Origin of the sequence: Streptomyces sp. AK02-01A (assembly GCF_033795305.1) — a bacterium.
GTDB lineage: Bacteria > Actinomycetota > Actinomycetes > Streptomycetales > Streptomycetaceae > Streptomyces.
The window spans coordinates 181,537-198,101 of record NZ_JARBAE010000008.1 but is presented as its reverse complement, the minus strand read 5'-3'; the positions used below and the strand labels follow the sequence as shown (position 1 = coordinate 198,101).

Here is a 16,565-nt window from a genome sequence, read left to right as displayed (position 1 = left end):
AAAGCCTGTACCGGCCAGCGAGCGATTAGCGCTTGCTGTACTGCGGGGCCTTACGGGCCTTCTTCAGACCGGCCTTCTTACGCTCGACGGCGCGGTCGTCGCGGCTCAGGAAGCCGGCCTTCTTCAGCGGGGCGCGGTTGTTGTCCACGTCCGCCTCGTTCAGCGCACGGGCCACACCGAGGCGCAGCGCGCCGGCCTGGCCGGAGACGCCGCCACCCGAGATACGGGCGATGACGTCGTAGCGGTTGTCGAGTTCGAGCACCTTGAAGGGCTCGTTGACTTCCTGCTGGTGCACCTTGTTGGGGAAGTAGTCCTCAAGGGTGCGACCGTTGATCTTCCACTTGCCGGTGCCCGGGACGATCCGGACGCGGGCGATGGCGTTCTTGCGACGGCCCAGGCCGGCGGCCGGCTGCGGGTCGCCGAAGCGGGACGCCAGGGACTCGGAGGTGTACTCGCCCTCGACAGGGGTCTCGGACTCGAAAGTCGTCACCTCGGCGAAGGTCTCTTCGCCCTCGACGGGGGTCTCAACAGTGGTCTCGGCCACGATGCTCCTCAGATTTCTTTTCGTCTTAGGGGGTGGCCGGAATTACTGCGCGACCTGGGTGATCTCGAACGGGACCGGCTGCTGAGCAGCGTGCGGGTGCTGGTCGCCCGCGTAGATCTTCAGCTTCGAGAGCATCTGGCGGCCCAGGGTGTTCTTGGGAATCATGCCCTTGATGGCCTTCTCGACGGCCTTCTCGGGGTTCTTGGCCAGCAGCTCGTCATAGCGGACGGAACGCAGACCACCCGGGTAGCCGGAGTGGCGGTACGCCATCTTCTGCGTGCGCTTGTTGCCGGACAGGTGCACCTTGTCCGCGTTGATGATGATGACGAAGTCACCAGTGTCGACGTGGGGCGCGTAGATCGGCTTGTGCTTACCGCGCAGAAGGTTGGCGGCGGTGGTCGCGAGACGGCCCAGGACAATGTCCTGCGCGTCGATGACGTGCCACTGACGCGTCACATCGCCGGGCTTGGGGCTGTACGTACGCACGGTCGTAGCCTTCGCTTCTTCAGTAATGGGGTCTCCTCCAGCCCGCGAAGGGCCTGGAGGACGGGTCCTGACAAGGCCACCCGGACGATCACGACAGCCCTGGCTGACATACGGGGACGCAACCCGTTGTCTGCCGCTGGTCATCGGCCCGGTGGACCGGCGTAAGGGCCCATCACGTGAGAATGAACAAGCCAATACGCATAACGAACCAGCAGAATACCCGGGCTCCCCCACCTGGGTCAAAACGCCTCCGGCCCGCGGAACTGTCCCGGTCCGGACGGAAGACCCTAACGCGCGCGCACCACGCGCCGCTCGTCCCACACCGGCTCCGGCGTCTCCCGGACGACGCCGTCCGAACCGAACACCAGATACCGGTCGAAGGAGCGCGCGAACCAGCGGTCGTGGGTGACCGCCAGCACCGTGCCCTCGTACGCCTCCAGCCCCTCCTGGAGCGCCTCCGCCGACTCCAGGTCCAGGTTGTCCGTCGGCTCGTCCAGCAGCAGCGCCGTGGTGCCGCGCAGCTCCAGCAGCAGAATCTGGAAACGCGCCTGCTGGCCGCCGGACAGCTTCTCGAAGGGCTGGTCGCCCTGGCGCTCCAGCTCATAGCGGCGCAGCACACTCATCGCACCGCCCCGGTCCTTGGCGTGCTCCGTCCACAGAATGTCGACGAGAGAGCGTCCGAGCAGCTCGGGATGGGCGTGCGTCTGCGCGAAGTGGCCCGGCACGACCCGCGCGCCCAGCTTCCACTTCCCCTCGTGCCGGACGTCCTCTCCGGCCAGCAGCCGCAGGAAGTGCGACTTGCCGGAGCCGTTCGACCCGAGGACGGCCACCCGCTCGCCGTAGTAGATCTCCAGCGAGAACGGCTTCATCAGACCGGTCAGTTCCAGGTTCTCGCAGGTCACGGCCCGCACACCGGTACGCCCGCCGCGCAGCCGCATGGTGATCTCCTGCTCACGCGGCGGCTCCGGCGGCGGCCCCGCGTCCTCGAACTTCTTGAAGCGCGTCTGCATCGCCCGGTAGCGGGAGGCCATGTCGGGGCTGATCGCCGCCTGCTGCCGCAGCCGGTGCACCAGCGCCTTCAGCCGGGCGTGCTCCTCGTCCCAGCGCCGCTTCAGCTCCTCGAAGCGCGCGAAGCGCTCCTTGCGCGCCGCGTGATACGTACTGAATCCGCCGCCGTGCACCCATACGTCGGAACCGGCCGGACTCGGCTCCACACTCACGATCTTCTCGGCCGCCCTCGCCAGCAGCTCCCGGTCGTGCGAGACGAAGAGGACCGTCTTACGGGTCTCCTTCAGCCGCTCCTCCAGCCACCGCTTGCCCGGCACGTCCAGATAGTTGTCCGGCTCGTCCAGCAGCAGCACCTCGTCGGGCCCGCGCAGCAGCGCCTCCAGCACCAGCCGCTTCTGCTCGCCGCCGCTGAGCGTGCGCAGCTCGCGCCACTGCGCCTTGTCGTACGGCACACCGAGCGCCGCCGTGGTGCACATGTCCCAGACCGTCTCGGCCTCGTAACCGCGCGCCTCCGCCCAGTCGCTCAGCGCCTGCGCGTACCGCATCTGCGCGGCCTCGTCGTCGACGGTCATGATCCCGTGCTCGGCGTCGTCGACGGCGGCCGCCGCCTGCCGGATACGCGGCTGCGCCACCGAGACCAGCAGGTCACGGACCGTACGCTCGTCGCGCACCGATCCCACGAACTGCGCCATCACGCCGAGGCCGCCGCTGACCGTCACCGTGCCGCCGTGCGGCTGCAGCTCTCCGGCGATCAGCCGCAGCAGCGTGGTCTTGCCCGCGCCATTGGCTCCCACCAGCGCGACGACCGCGCCTTCGCCCACCCGGAAAGAGGCGTCGCCGAGCAGCACCCGTCCGTCGGGGAGGTAGTACTCCAGGTGCGCGGCCTCTAGATGTCCCATGCCCCGCATTGTCGGTGCAGGCGGCCCAGGAGCCCAATCCTTTTACCTTCCGTTCGCCGTCTCCCGCGCACAACTCCCTTGCGCCGTCCGGTCTAAACTGCGCGCCATGAGCTTTGGGCAAGGGGGACCCCCATGGGGTGGCCCCGGTTCTCCGGGACAGGACCCGTACGGATCCCAGCGCGGATCTCAGGACCCGTACGGCACACAGGACCCGTACGGCGCACCGAACTCGTCACGGGATCCGTACGCACCCGACACACCGGACTGGGCCGCGCTGGCCGACGCCTCCGCCGCGCGCACCCGCCGCCGGCGCTGGCTGCTGATCGGCGGCGGAGTGCTCGCGACCGCCGTGGTCGCCGCGATCGTGGCGACCGCCGTCGTCTCCATGAACGGCGGCGGCGAGGACCGCGCCTCCGACAAGAACACGAGCGAGCCGGCCGTGGCCGGCTCCGGGACGCCGAGCGAGAGCGCCGCGCCCGAGCCGTCCTTCTCCTCGGTCGCACCGCTGCCCGCGCCGAGCCCCAAGGACTTCATCTCCAGCGCGGACAAGGACAAGGCGCCGCTGAGCGCCGACACCCTCTTCCCCGGCAGGAAGCTGACGATGGGCGACCGCGTCTACGAGAAGGGCGCCACGAGCAGCACCACCAACTGCGCCGCGGCGACCCAGGGCTCCCTCGGCTCCGTGCTCGCCTCCAACAGCTGCGACCGGGTCATCCGCGCCACCTACGCCAAGGACGGAGTCGCCGTGACCATAGGCGTCGCCGTCTTCGGCGAGGAGGCGCAGGCGCTGAAGGCCAAGAACGAGGTGAACCAGCGGGAGAGCGGTATCGCGTCGCTCTCCGGCGCCGGTGTCACGACCTTCTGCCGGGCTCCCTCGGTCTGCCGCAAGACCGTCAACTCGTACGGCCGGTACGTCTACTTCACGGTCGGCGGCTTCACCAGCGGCAAGGACGTCACCACGGCCGACAAGGACGTCTTCACCACAGGTGACGACATCGCGGAATTCACCTTCCGCCAGATCCACCGGCGCGGCCGGCTCCAGGCCTCGGCGGCGGCCGCCGCGCCGGTCGGCCAGTAGGGTCGCGCCGCCCTCGCCACCCGTAACCACCGCACACCACCGGATGTTCGCAGTAAGTGATCATCCAGGGCGAAGGCGGGACCGCTGGGACGTGTCTGACACATGGCGCCGTCCGCCCGGAGGGCGGGGCCCGCGACGTCTGGTGCGTGCGGTCCCAAGGCGGAGGATCATCCGTGTACTGGACGTACTCGGATGACTCCGACAACGCCGTGCGCGTGCGTGCCAGGCGTCGCAGGCCAGGCGGGATGTGTCAGACAGGGCCCAGGGCGTGGGACGTATGACGGTCAAGGTCACCGTGGTGGTCCCGACGTACAACTCGGGACACCATGTCGATCCACTGGTCGAGTCGATGCTCCGGCAGACGCTGCCACGCGACGAGTTCGAGGTGCTCTTCGTGGACGACGGCTCGACCGATGACACTCCGGCCCGGCTCAAGGCCCTGGTCGCCGTCCACGACCACTTCCGCCTGACCCGCATCTCCCACTCGGGCTGGCCGGGCAGGCCGCGCAACACCGGGATCGACCAGGCACACGGCGAATACGTGCAATTCGTCGACCACGACGACTTCATGGGCACCGAAGCCCTCCGGCGCATGTACGACCTCGGACACGCCAACGCCTCCGACATCGTCATCGGCAAGGTCGTCAGCGACTTCCGGCTGCGCGGCGTCCCGCACGCGCTGATGAACCGCACCAGGGCGTCGTGCACGGTCCGCACGGCGGCGCTCCACGACAGCCTCACCGTCCACAAGATGTACCGGACCGGCTTTCTGCGCGAACAGGACATCCGCTTCCCCGAGGGGCACTGGGTTGGTGAGGACCTGCTCTTCATGGTGCCCGCGGTCTTCCGCGCCACCTCCGTGTCGATCGTCGGCGACTATCCCTGCTACTTCTATCTGGAGCGGGCGGACGGCGGCCACGCCACCCCGCGCCTGCTGGATCCCGCGACCTACAGCGGCAATCTGCGGCGGATCCTCGACGCGCTGGCCGCCGAGACCGGGCCGGGTCCGACGCGGGACACCTGGCTGCGCCGCTTCTGGCGGGCCGACATGGTCAAGTACCTCAGCGAGCCCTTCTTCCCGGCGTACGAGCCCGAGCACCGGACGGCACTCTTCCGGGCGCTGCGCGCCGTGGCGGCGGAGCATCTGACCGACGGCGCGTACGCGGGGCTGGTCGGCCTGGAGCGGGCCCGCGCCGCGCTGGTCCGGGACGATCGGCCGGACGCGCTGCTGGAGCTGGCCCGGCGGGCCGCTCCGCTGCGGGCCGAGGCCCGGCTGGACTCGCTCGGCTGGCGCAGAGGACGGCTGCGGGCCGGGATCAGCGCCCGGTTCCGGACCGGGCCGGACGGCGCTCCGCTGATCCTGACCCGGCACGACGGCCGCCACTTCCTGGATCCCGCGCTCACCGACGGTGTGACCGGCGAACCCGTCGAGGTCACCGCTGAGCCGACCAGCTTCCGGATCGCGGCGAACCTGCGCCACCAGGACACCTCGGTGACGTGGCTCCTGCCGCACGAGACCCGTCTCGTCCTCGAAGAAGCGCCCGGCCTCGGCGGCCAGGACCCGGCCCGGGTCCTTCCCGTCGTCCGCGGCACCGTCATCATCGACCCGCTGCGCGCCGCCGGCGGCGGACCACCGGCCGAGGGCGGCTGGGAGATCCAGGTCCGGCTCACCGGAGCCGGGCTCGACCGGTACGCACGGCTCGCGAAGGCGACGGGCCACGTCCGGGACCTGCCCGCGCCGGAGATCATCGGCGGCCATCTGATCACGCCCGCGCTCGGCACCGGCGGGCTGACCCTGACCGTACGCGCCACCGACCGCGCCTCCGGTCCGCGACCGCCGAAGGTCAGCGTCGTCCTGCCGACGGCCGGAGCGGTCCCGGAGGCGGTGGCGGACACGCTCGCCTCGCTGGCGGCCCAGAGCCTGCCGTCCCGGGACATCGAGGTGATCACGGTCACGGAGACCGCACCCGGCGCCGACCCGCGCGACACCGGGACCGCCGCCGCCACCGGTGAGTACGTGCTCTACCTGGAGCCCGGCGACCGGCTCGGCGACCGGGCCCTGGAGCGGATGTACGCGTACGGCATCGAGCACGACGCCGACATCGTCGCCGGCAAGCCCGCGGGCAGGTCCGTGCCGCGCGAGCTGTTCGCGCGGGACCGGCCCAGGGCCACCCTCGCCCAGGACCCGCTGGCCGACAGCCTGACCGCCGACAAGCTGTTCCACCGCGCCTTTCTCACCGAGCACGGACTCCGCTTCCGCGGCGGCCCGGGGCCGCTGGCCGAGCAGGCGTTCACCGCGGAGGCCATCCTGCGCGCGGGCCGTACCGCCGTCCTCGGCAGCCATCTCTGCTACCACCACGGCGAGCGGCGGAGCACCTCCGACGTACCGCCCGGCGTGTTCTATCCCGCGCTGCGCGCGCTCGTGGAAACCGTCGACGGCCTCACCGGACCCGGCGCCGGCCGCGACCGGCTGCACCGGCGGTGGCTGCGCGTGGAGATCCTCGACCGGCTGACCGGCAAACGCTTTCTCGACCTGGCCGAGGACGACCGGCGCGCGCTGTTCCAGGCGATCCGCGAGCTCGTCGTGTCCGGCGTCTGCGACGGCGCGGTGGCGGGACTGCCCGCCGTACGCCGGCTGGCCGTCGGACTGATCGCCGACGACCGCCTCGACGATCTGGTGGCCCTCGCCCGATGGGAAGCCTCCGTCGTCTGCCGGGCCCGGCTGGACGCGCTGTCCTGGCGGGACGGCCGGCTGCGGCTGGCGTTCACCGGCGAACCGCGCGCGGGCGACGGCCTCCTGGCCGTCACCACCGCCGCCGGCGGGCAGGTACTCGTACCGGCCGGCCTGTCACCGGCCCTGCGCGGCCGGTTCGCCGGTGAACCGCTCACCGGCGCCGACGCACCGGACCGGGCCTCGGCCGTCCTTGTGCTCCGCGAGCGCGGCACCGGCGCCGAGTACCGGCCCGCGACGGACACCGCCGTCCGCCGCGCCGACGGCACGCTGAGCGTCGCCGGGACCGCGCACCTGGATCCGCGCACCGCCGTGGACGGCGCACCGCTCGGCGACGGCGTCTGGGACCTGTACGTACGCCTCACCGCGCTCGGCTGGACCAGGACCGCCAGGCTCGGCGCGCCGCGCGGCCCCGGCGGCCCCGAGGACCTCGCGCCGGTCCCGCATCCCGCTCTGCCGGACCGCCGGATCATCCCGTACCGGACCGGCCCGGGACACGGTCTGTCCCTGCGGGTCACGGCCTCCGAGCAGCCGACGGCCGGCAGACCGGGGCCGGGAGCGCTGCGCCGGCTGGCCCGGCGGCTGCGCCGTCCCTGAGCTCAGCAGCAGCCGGCCGCGCCGCCCAGCGTCCGCTTGTTCCGGGCCAGCCGGCTGCGCGCGGCCAGCAGCTCGTCGGCCGGATAGCCCACTTCCTCCAGCGTCAGCCCGTGCGGCCGCACGACATGCACCGCCGAGTCCCGGACACCGGCGGCCAGCACCTTCGCCGGCCACTCCACGCCCCGGTGCCCGTCTCCGACGAACAGCAGCGCGCCGACCAGCGAGCGCACCATGTTGTGGCAGAAGGCATCGGCCCGCACCGTCGCGGTGATGATCCCGTGCGCGTCCCGCTCCCACTCCAGCCGCTGGAGCGTACGGATGGTCGTCGCGCCCTCGCGTCTCTTGCAGTACGCCGCGAAGTCGTGCTCGCCGAGCAGACCGGCCGACGCCGCGTTCATCGCCGCCACGTCCAACGGCCAGTCGTGCCACAGCACATGACCGCGCGACAGCGGATCGACACCGCCGGGATGGTCCACCACCCGGTACGCGTAACGCCGCCAGACCGCCGAGAAACGCGCGTTGAAACCCGGCGGCGCCTCGGCCACCCGCCACACCCGTACATCGTGCCCGAGCCGTCCCGCGAGCCGCCTCAGCAGCCGCTCCCGGTGCTCGGCCCACACGTCCTCCGGCAGATCGACATGCGCGACCTGTCCGCGCGCGTGCACTCCCGCGTCCGTGCGTCCGGCGACCGTCAGCTCATACGTGCGCGAGGAGCGCGTCACCGTACGCAGCGCGTCCTCGATCTCTCCCTGGACGGTGCGCCGGGTGGCCTGCTTCGCCCAGCCGGAGAAGTCCTTGCCGTCGTACGAGAGATCCAGCCGCACCCGTACGTGTCCGGGCGCCGCGCCCTCGATGTCCTCGCTCACCCGATGATCCTCTCAAAGCGGAACGGGCCCGCCCCCGTGAGGGAGCGGGCCCGTCCGTCAGCCGTGGAACGCTCAGGCGTCCTTGGACTCCGACTCGGCCGGCTTGGCGTCCTCGACGGTCTCGGCCGGAGCCTCGTCCTTCTTGAGGGCGTCTTCCTTGACCGCGCGCTTCGTCGCCGCCTCGGCCTCACCGGTGGCCTCCTGCGCCACGGTCAGGGCCTCGACCAGCTCGATGACCGCCATCGGGGCGTTGTCGCCACGACGGTTGCCGATCTTGGTGATACGCGTGTAACCACCGGGGCGGTTCTCGTACCGCGGAGCGATCTCGGTGAAGAGCGTGTGCACGACGCCCTTGTCCGTGATCGACTGCAGCACCAGGCGACGGTTGTGGATGTCGCCGCGCTTCGCCTTGGTGATCAGACGCTCCGCGACCGGACGCAGGCGGCGGGCCTTGGCCTCGGTCGTGGTGATGCGGCCGTGCTCGAAGAGCGACTTCGCGAGGTTCGCGAGAAGCAGCTTCTCGTGCGCGGCGCTGCCGCCCAGACGGGCACCCTTGGCGGGCTTCGGCATGGTGTTACTCCTTCATATCTGCACCGGCCGTATCAGGTACCGGTGTCAGTTCCCGGCGGGCGGCCGCCCGCCGGAAGATTCACTCGCTCCGGCCGGAGACACCCGGCGGACCGGACGCCTCTGGCCGGAGGCGATCAGTACTGCTCGGTCTCGACGAAACCGGCGTCCGCGTCGTCGTCCGCGCCGAAGGCGTCGGCCGCGGCGGTCGGGTCGAATCCGGGCGGGCTGTCCTTGAGCGCCAGGCCCATGCCGTTCAGCTTGGCCTTGACCTCGTCGATCGACTTCGCACCGAAGTTACGGATGTCGAGCAGATCGGCCTCGGAACGCGCCACCAGCTCACCCACCGAGTGGATGCCCTCGCGCTTGAGGCAGTTGTACGACCGAACGGTGAGCTCCAGCTCCTCGATCGGCAGGGCGAGATCGGCGGCGAGCGCGGCGTCCGTGGGCGACGGGCCCATGTCGATGCCCTCGGCGTCGATGTTGAGCTCGCGCGCCAGACCGAACAGCTCGACCAGGGTCTTGCCGGCGGACGCCATGGCGTCGCGCGGCCGCATGGCCTGCTTGGTCTCGACGTCGACGATCAGCTTGTCGAAGTCGGTGCGCTGCTCGACACGGGTCGCCTCGACCTTGTACGTGACCTTGAGCACCGGCGAGTAGATGGAGTCGACCGGGATACGGCCGATCTCCTGGCCCACCTGCTTGTTCTGCACGGCGGAGACATAGCCGCGACCGCGCTCGACGGTCAGCTCCATCTCCAGCTTGCCCTTGCCGTTCAGCGTCGCCAGAACGAGGTCCGGGTTGTGGACCTCGACACCGGCCGGCGGGGCGATGTCAGCGGCGGTGACCAGGCCGGGGCCCTGCTTGCGCAGGTACATCACGACCGGCTCGTCGTGCTCCGAGGAGACGACGAGCTGCTTGATGTTCAGGATGAGGTCGGTGACGTCCTCCTTGACGCCCGGCACGGTGGTGAACTCGTGCAGGACACCGTCGATCCGGATGCTGGTGACGGCGGCACCGGGGATCGAGGAGAGGAGCGTACGGCGAAGGGAGTTGCCGAGCGTGTAACCGAAGCCCGGCTCCAGCGGCTCGATGACGAACCGGGAGCGGTATTCGTCGACGACCTCTTCGGTCAACGAAGGACGCTGAGCGATAAGCATGGTGGGATCCTCCAGTCTTGGCACCCACTATTTGATGCCAACGGAACAAGCGTACGGGCGGTACGGCACCGAAGCGCCGTACCGCCCGCGAAGTCCATCACCTGCGGCCCCCGCGAAGGGGCACAGGGTCAGACGCGGCGGCGCTTCGGCGGGCGGCAGCCGTTGTGCGGGGTGGGCGTGACGTCCTGGATCGAACCCACCTCCAGGCCGGTGGCCTGGAGCGAGCGGATCGCGGTCTCACGGCCGGAGCCGGGACCCTTGACGAAGACGTCGACCTTGCGCATGCCGTGCTCCTGCGCGCGGCGGGCGGCCGACTCGGCGGCCATCTGCGCGGCGAAGGGAGTGGACTTGCGCGAGCCCTTGAAGCCGACGTGGCCGGCGGAGGCCCAGGAGATCACATTGCCCGAAGGGTCGGTGATCGAGACGATCGTGTTGTTGAACGTGCTCTTGATGTGGGCGTGCCCATGAGCGACGTTCTTCTTTTCCTTGCGGCGCACCTTCTTGGCTGCGCCCTGACGGCCCTTAGGAGGCATGTCTTTACTCCTGCGTGGAGGTGGTCGGTCCTACAGCGAAGACCGCTGATCAGCGTCCGCTGAGGACTACTTCTTGCCCGGCTTCTTCTTGCCGGCGATCGCGCGACGCGGGCCCTTGCGGGTACGAGCGTTCGTGCTGGTGCGCTGACCGTGCACCGGCAGTCCGCGGCGGTGACGCAGACCCTGGTAGCAGCCGATCTCGACCTTGCGGCGGATGTCGGCGGCGATCTCGCGACGGAGGTCACCCTCGGTCTTGAGGTTGCCGTCGACGTACTCGCGGATCTTGACGAGGTCTTCCTCGGCGAGATCACGCACGCGCACGTTGGGGTCGATACCGGTGGCGGCGAGCGTCTCCTTGGACCGGGTGCGCCCGATACCGAAGACGTAGGTGAGGGCGACCTCGACGCGCTTTTCGCGCGGGAGGTCAACGCCTGCGAGGCGTGCCATTCATGGCTCCTGTTGGTGTCGGAGGTCTTCCGCAGTGTCTCTCCCGGACAGCGGTGTCCCTGCGTATGCGCAGGAACGCTTCCGGGTCCCCGGCCTCCGCCGGAGGTGTCGCCGCCCATCCCATGGGCGTCGGACACTGCGTATGTACGAGTTGCTCGCGTCGCGCGAAGTACTGCGAGAGGCAGGCGGTCTTGCGTCAGCCCTGGCGCTGCTTGTGGCGCAGGTTTTCACAGATGACCATGACCCGGCCGTGACGGCGGATCACCTTGCACTTGTCGCAGATCTTCTTGACGCTCGGCTTGACCTTCATGATTAAGGTTCTCCGGGTCAGTGCGGACACCCCGGGAAGGGGCGTCTGCAAGATCTACTTGTATCGGTAGACGATCCGGCCACGCGTCAGGTCGTACGGAGACAGCTCCACCACGACCCGGTCATCGGGAAGGATTCGGATGTAGTGCATCCGCATCTTGCCGCTGATGTGCGCGAGGACCTTGTGACCGTTCTGGAGTTCCACCTTGAACATGGCGTTCGGGAGGGACTCGATCACGGTGCCCTCAATTTCGATGGCACCTTGCTTCTTGGCCACGCTTCGCCCTTCGAATCGGCTACCTTGATCGACTCTCGCCGCCGTATGCGGACACACGGGTACACCAGAGCCGACGCGTCAGTCTACGGCAGCACACTCGAAAAGACGAATCCGTTGAGTCTGCCCACCGGTGGAGATTTCTAAGCGAATTCCGGGCCGCCAGGCCCTGTCCGACACATCCCGCCGACAGGGGTCAGGCGAGGGGGTCGGGAGCGGCGGTCACACCCAGCTCCGCCAGCTTCGCCCGGCCGCCGTCGGGCGACGTCAGGACCAGCAGGCCCTCGTCCGTGAGCGCGACCGAGTGCTCCCAGTGCGAGGACCAGGTGCCGTCGGTGGTGATGACGGTCCAGTCGTCCTCCAGCACATCCGTCCGGGGCGTACCGAGCGACACCATCGGCTCGATCGCCAGACAGAAGCCGGGCACCAGCTTGGGACCCTTGCCGCGCTTGCGCGAGACGTAGTTCAGCAGATGCGGGTCCATATGCATCTGGGTGCCGATGCCATGGCCGCCGTAATCCTCGATGATCCCGTATTTGCCGCCGCCCGGCCGGGGCTGGCGGCGGATGTAGTTCTCGATGGCCCGGGACACGTCCACCAGCCGGCTGCCGTTCCGCATCGCCGCGATACCGGCCCACATCGACTCCTCGGTCACCCGGGACAGCTCGATCAGCTCCGGTGCGTGACCGGAGCCGACGAACGCGGTGAAGGCGGCGTCGCCGTGCCAGCCGTCGATGATCGCACCGGCGTCGATGGAGATGATGTCGCCGTCCTTGAGGACGGTCTTCTCGTCCGGGATGCCATGGACGACGACATTGTTCACCGAGGTGCAGATCGTCGCGGGAAACCCGCCGTAGCCGAGGAAGTTCGACTTCGCGCCGTGCTCGGCCAGCACCTTGCGGGCGACCTCGTCGAGATCCTTCGTGGTGGCACCGGGCACCGCGGCCTCGGCCGTGGCCGCGTGCACAGCGGCGACGACCAGCCCCGCCTCACGCATCTTCGCGATCTGCTCGGGAGTCTTGATCTCCACCATGACTGTGCCTTCCACCTGACTCTTCGACCGGGACACCATGTCCGCTCACAACCTGTTCAACAGTAAGGCCGTGGTGTCCGAGGGACACCACGGCCTTACTGGTACCGCTCCGCTCAGGAGGCCCGGGCGGCCCGGGCCTGCTGAAGCGCCTCCATCGCGCGCTCGGTCACCTCGGTGACCTTGCCGAGCGCGGAGATCGTCACGACCAGGCCCTGGGCCTTGTAGTGATCGATGATCGGCTCGGTCTGCGTGTGGTAGACCTCCAGCCGCGTCCGCACCGTCTCCTCGGAGTCGTCGTCCCGCTGGTACAGCTCGCCGCCGCAGACGTCGCAGACACCTTCCTGCTTCGGCGGGCTGTACGTCACATGGAAGACATGCGAACTGTCGTTGCGGCAGACACGCCGGCCGGCGATCCGCTTCACGACCTCCTCCTCGGGGACCTCAAGGTCCAGCACGGCGTCCAGCCGGACACCGTCCTCCTTGAGCGCCTCGTCCAGCGCCTTGGCCTGCGAGAGATTGCGCGGGAAGCCGTCCAGCAGAAAGCCGTTGCCGGCGTCCGGCTGCGACATCCGGTCCCGCGCCATCGCGATCGTCACCTCGTCGGGCACCAGCTCGCCGGCGTCCATGTACGCCTTCGCCTTCTTGCCGAGCTCCGTGCCCTGGCTGATGTTGGCGCGGAACAGGTCGCCCGTGGAGATGTGCGGGACCGACAAGTTCTTGGCGAGGTACGCGGCCTGCGTTCCCTTGCCGGCACCGGGCGGCCCGACGAGGACGATTCGCATCAGCGGAGGAACCCTTCGTAATTGCGCTGCTGAAGCTGGCTCTCGATCTGCTTCACGGTCTCCAGACCCACACCCACGATGATCAGGATGCTTGTCCCGCCGAACGGGAAGTTCTGGTTCGCACCGCCGAAGCCTGCCAACGCCATCGTCGGGACAAGAGCAATCAGACCCAGGTACAGCGAGCCCGGCCAAGTGATCCTGTTGAGCACGTAGCTCAGATACTCGGCAGTAGGTCGACCTGCCCGGATACCCGGGATGAAGCCACCATACTTCTTCATGTTGTCCGCGACTTCTTCGGGGTTGAACGAGATGGCCACATAGAAGAAGGCGAAGAACACGATCAGCAGGAAGTACGTGGCGATGTAATACGGGTGGTCGCCCTTGACGAAGTGCGCCTCGATCCACGTCTTCCAGCCCGCGTTCGAGTTGGAGAACTGCGCGATCAGCGCCGGGATGTACAGCAGCGACGAGGCGAAGATGACCGGGATGACACCCGCCTGGTTGACCTTCAGCGGGATGTACGTGGACGTACCGCCGTAGGACCTGCGGCCGATCATGCGCTTCGCGTACTGCACGGGGATCCGGCGCTGCGCCTGCTCGACGAAGACGACCAGGCCCACCATCACGAAGCCGATCAGAATGACCGTGCCGAACTCGATCCAGCCCTTGGCGAGCGTGCCGCTCTGCTTGATGGCCCACAGCGCACCGGGGAACCCGGCGGCGATCGAGATGAACATCAGGATGGACATGCCGTTGCCGATGCCACGGTCGGTGATCAGCTCGCCGAGCCACATGACCGCCGCGGTACCCGCGGTCATGGTGATCACCATGGTGACGGTGACAAAGATCGACCGGTCGGGAACGATCTCCGAGGCGACCGGGCAGCCGCTGAAGAGCGCACCGCTGCGCGCGGTGGCGACCAGGCCCGTGCCCTGCAGCACGGCGAGGGCGACCGTCAGATAACGCGTGTACTGCGTGATCTTGGTCTGGCCGGAACTGCCCTCCTTCTTGAGGGCCTCCAGCCGAGGGATGACCACGGTCAGAAGCTGCAGGATGATACTCGCTGTGATGTACGGCATGATGCCGAGCGCGAAGATCGTGATCTGCAGCAGCGCCCCGCCACTGAACATGTTCACGAGCCCGAACAGGCCGTTGTTGCCCTTCTGGGCCGCGTCGACACAAGTCTGGACATTCTCGTAACTGACGCCGGGCACGGGGATATGCGCCCCGAGCCGGTACAGCACGATGATGGCGAGTGTGAAGAGCAGCTTCTTGCGCAGGTCGGGCGTCTTGAACGCCCGGGCGAACGCGGTGAGCACGGTGCCTCCTGCGACCCCCGCGCTACTGCGTCAGAGGTGACGGTATTGAGGATCGACGGATACGGAACAAGCGGTACCGCGCGAGGAACCCCTGCGGACACGCCGCGCGGCGGGGGTCCGGGAGCGAGCTCCCGGCTTCAATACAGCAATAATGCACGCCACCATACCGGCGACTGTGCCCACCTTGGAACGACCAACCGGGGATGCCCCTTATGAGAGGCATCCCCGGTTGGGTGTTCAGGCCATCGAGTGGTCTCAGACGAGCTCGGTGACGGTGCCGCCGGCGGCGGCAATCTTCTCCTTGGCGGAGCCGGAGACGGCGTTGACCGAAACCTGCAGTGCCACGGAGATCTCGCCCTGGCCCAGGACCTTGACGAGGCTGTTCTTGCGTACCGCGCCCTTGGTGACCAGATCGGCCACCGTGACCTCGCCGCCCTCGGGGTAGAGGTCCGCGAGCTTGTCCAGGTTCACGACCTGGTACTCGGTGCGGAACGGGTTCTTGAAGCCCTTGAGCTTCGGGAGACGCATGTGGAGGGGCATCTGCCCACCCTCGAAGCGCTCCGGAACCTGGTAGCGGGCCTTGGTGCCCTTGGTGCCACGACCTGCGGTCTTACCCTTGGACGCCTCACCACGACCCACACGGGTCTTGGCGGTCTTGGCGCCCGGGGCAGGACGGAGGTTGTGGACCTTCAGCGGGTTGTTCTCCGCCATGTCAGTCGACCTCCTCAACCGTCACGAGGTGGCGGACGGTGTGCACCATGCCGCGGAACTCGGGACGGTCCTCCTTGACAACCACGTCGTGCAGGCGCTTGAGCCCGAGCGAACGCAGGGTGTCGCGGTGGTTCTGCTTGCTGCCGATGTACGACTTCGTCTGCGTGATCTTGATGCGAGCCATTACGCACCCGCTCCCGCTCGCGCACGCAGCAGAGCCGCGGGGGCGACGTCCTCAAGGGGCAGACCGCGGCGGGCCGCGATCTCCTCGGGACGCTGCAGGCCCTGAAGGGCCGCCACGGTCGCGTGCACGATGTTGATCGCGTTGTCCGAGCCGAGCGACTTCGACAGGATGTCGTGCACGCCCGCGCACTCCAGCACGGCACGCACCGGGCCACCGGCGATAACGCCGGTACCGGGGGAAGCCGGCTTGAGCAGGACAACGCCCGCGGCCTTCTCGCCCTGGATCGGGTGAGGGATGGTGCCCTGGATACGGGGGACCTTGAAGAAGTGCTTCTTGGCCTCCTCAACACCCTTGGCGATGGCGGCCGGCACCTCCTTGGCCTTGCCGTAACCGACACCCACGGTGCCGTCACCGTCGCCCACCACGACCAGCGCGGTGAAGCTGAAGCGACGACCACCCTTCACGACCTTGGCGACGCGGTTGATCGCGACGACGCGCTCGACGTACGCGGTCTTCTCGGCCGCGGCCGCACCGCCGTCACGGCCCTTCCGGTCCCGCCGCTCGCCGCCACCGGCACCGCTTCCGCGGCGCTGGGGTCCAGCCATTGGATCTACCTCTCTCTGTTACGTCCGCTAGCTCCGGAACCGGGGCTCAGAACTTCAGCCCGGCCTCGCGGGCGGCGTCAGCCAGAGCGGCAATCCGCCCGGCGTACTGGTTGCCACCACGATCGAACACGACGGCCTCGACACCGGCCGCCTTGGCGCGCTCGGCGACCAGCGACCCGACCTGCTTGGCCTGGGCGCTCTTGTCACCTTCCACACCGCGGATCGAGGTGTCCAGGGTCGACGCCGACGCGAGCGTGTGGCCCGCGATGTCGTCGATGACCTGAGCCACCATGTGGCGGTTGGAACGCGTCACAACAAGGCGGGGACGCTCCAGCGTGCCCGACACCTTCTTGCGGACGCGGATGTGCCGGCGCTTGATGGCAGCGGCCTTGTAGGCCTTGCCCTTGGCGATCTTGACACCGTATGCCATGG

Annotated in this window: 19 protein-coding genes; 2 read left to right on the top strand and 17 right to left on the bottom strand. The window is 68.8% G+C overall.

Going from position 1 to position 16,565, the window contains the following annotated elements; translation table 11 throughout:
* Window positions 1-25: 25 nt before the first annotated feature.
* The 3 genes from rpsI to PV679_RS11600 form a co-directional block, all read right to left on the bottom strand.
* Window positions 26-544 carry a 30S ribosomal protein S9 gene (gene rpsI / locus PV679_RS11610; RefSeq protein WP_319680035.1) on the bottom strand — a complete coding sequence of 173 codons (519 nt, stop codon included), beginning with the start codon at window positions 542-544 and terminating at the stop codon, window positions 26-28.
* A gap of 42 nt (window positions 545-586) precedes the next feature.
* A complete protein-coding gene (gene rplM, locus PV679_RS11605; RefSeq protein WP_319680034.1) occupies window positions 587-1,030 on the bottom strand; it encodes a 50S ribosomal protein L13 in 444 nt (147 codons plus the stop codon).
* A gap of 287 nt (window positions 1,031-1,317) precedes the next feature.
* A complete protein-coding gene (locus PV679_RS11600) occupies window positions 1,318-2,937 on the bottom strand; it encodes an ABC-F family ATP-binding cassette domain-containing protein (RefSeq protein WP_319680033.1) in 1,620 nt (539 codons plus the stop codon).
* 106 nt (window positions 2,938-3,043) lie between these two features.
* Between PV679_RS11600 and PV679_RS11595 the strand changes: the two genes are divergently transcribed.
* Both PV679_RS11595 and PV679_RS11590 read left to right on the top strand, forming a co-directional pair.
* A complete protein-coding gene (locus PV679_RS11595; RefSeq protein ID WP_319680032.1) occupies window positions 3,044-4,015 on the top strand; it encodes a hypothetical protein in 972 nt (323 codons plus the stop codon).
* 277 nt (window positions 4,016-4,292) lie between these two features.
* A complete protein-coding gene (locus PV679_RS11590; protein WP_319680031.1) occupies window positions 4,293-7,343 on the top strand; it encodes a glycosyltransferase family A protein in 3,051 nt (1,016 codons plus the stop codon).
* Window positions 7,344-7,345: 2 nt separating this feature from the next.
* On the opposite strand, the gene truA is transcribed toward PV679_RS11590, so the two are convergent.
* The 14 genes from truA to rplR all read right to left on the bottom strand — a co-directional run bounded on the left by truA (window position 7,346) and on the right by rplR (window position 16,563).
* Window positions 7,346-8,209, bottom strand: a complete 864-nt coding sequence (truA, locus tag PV679_RS11585; RefSeq protein WP_319680030.1) for a tRNA pseudouridine(38-40) synthase TruA — start codon at window positions 8,207-8,209, stop codon at window positions 7,346-7,348.
* A 72-nt stretch (window positions 8,210-8,281) separates the two neighbouring features.
* Window positions 8,282-8,779 carry a 50S ribosomal protein L17 gene (rplQ, locus tag PV679_RS11580; protein ID WP_319680029.1) on the bottom strand — a complete coding sequence of 166 codons (498 nt, stop codon included), beginning with the start codon at window positions 8,777-8,779 and terminating at the stop codon, window positions 8,282-8,284.
* A gap of 134 nt (window positions 8,780-8,913) precedes the next feature.
* Window positions 8,914-9,936: a DNA-directed RNA polymerase subunit alpha gene (locus tag PV679_RS11575; protein ID WP_319680028.1), complete on the bottom strand. Its 1,023-nt coding sequence runs from the start codon at window positions 9,934-9,936 to the stop codon at window positions 8,914-8,916.
* A 128-nt stretch (window positions 9,937-10,064) separates the two neighbouring features.
* Window positions 10,065-10,469: a 30S ribosomal protein S11 gene (gene rpsK / locus PV679_RS11570; RefSeq protein WP_003956432.1), complete on the bottom strand. Its 405-nt coding sequence runs from the start codon at window positions 10,467-10,469 to the stop codon at window positions 10,065-10,067.
* A gap of 66 nt (window positions 10,470-10,535) precedes the next feature.
* Window positions 10,536-10,916: a 30S ribosomal protein S13 gene (gene rpsM, locus PV679_RS11565; protein WP_319680027.1), complete on the bottom strand. Its 381-nt coding sequence runs from the start codon at window positions 10,914-10,916 to the stop codon at window positions 10,536-10,538.
* 196 nt (window positions 10,917-11,112) lie between these two features.
* Window positions 11,113-11,226 carry a 50S ribosomal protein L36 gene (rpmJ, locus tag PV679_RS11560; protein WP_009740505.1) on the bottom strand — a complete coding sequence of 38 codons (114 nt, stop codon included), beginning with the start codon at window positions 11,224-11,226 and terminating at the stop codon, window positions 11,113-11,115.
* Between the two features lie 54 nt (window positions 11,227-11,280).
* Window positions 11,281-11,502 (bottom strand): translation initiation factor IF-1, encoded by a 222-nt coding sequence (gene infA, locus PV679_RS11555; RefSeq protein WP_003956442.1) that lies wholly within the window; start codon window positions 11,500-11,502, stop codon window positions 11,281-11,283.
* 193 nt (window positions 11,503-11,695) lie between these two features.
* Window positions 11,696-12,532, bottom strand: coding sequence for a type I methionyl aminopeptidase (map, locus tag PV679_RS11550; RefSeq protein WP_319680026.1), 837 nt, complete (start codon window positions 12,530-12,532; stop codon window positions 11,696-11,698).
* Window positions 12,533-12,645: 113 nt separating this feature from the next.
* Window positions 12,646-13,314 (bottom strand): adenylate kinase, encoded by a 669-nt coding sequence (locus tag PV679_RS11545; RefSeq protein ID WP_319680025.1) that lies wholly within the window; start codon window positions 13,312-13,314, stop codon window positions 12,646-12,648.
* Window positions 13,314-14,633, bottom strand: a complete 1,320-nt coding sequence (gene secY, locus PV679_RS11540) for a preprotein translocase subunit SecY (protein ID WP_319680024.1) — start codon at window positions 14,631-14,633, stop codon at window positions 13,314-13,316. Before secY ends, PV679_RS11545 begins: the two co-directional genes overlap by 1 nt.
* Before the next feature lie 255 nt (window positions 14,634-14,888).
* A complete protein-coding gene (rplO, locus tag PV679_RS11535; protein ID WP_319680023.1) occupies window positions 14,889-15,344 on the bottom strand; it encodes a 50S ribosomal protein L15 in 456 nt (151 codons plus the stop codon).
* 1 nt (window position 15,345) lies between these two features.
* Window positions 15,346-15,528: a 50S ribosomal protein L30 gene (gene rpmD, locus PV679_RS11530; protein WP_319680022.1), complete on the bottom strand. Its 183-nt coding sequence runs from the start codon at window positions 15,526-15,528 to the stop codon at window positions 15,346-15,348.
* Window positions 15,528-16,133, bottom strand: coding sequence for a 30S ribosomal protein S5 (gene rpsE / locus PV679_RS11525; protein WP_128554712.1), 606 nt, complete (start codon window positions 16,131-16,133; stop codon window positions 15,528-15,530). Before rpsE ends, rpmD begins: the two co-directional genes overlap by 1 nt.
* Window positions 16,134-16,179: 46 nt before the next feature.
* Window positions 16,180-16,563 (bottom strand): 50S ribosomal protein L18, encoded by a 384-nt coding sequence (rplR, locus tag PV679_RS11520; RefSeq protein WP_319680021.1) that lies wholly within the window; start codon window positions 16,561-16,563, stop codon window positions 16,180-16,182.
* Between the last annotated feature and the right edge of the window lie 2 nt (window positions 16,564-16,565).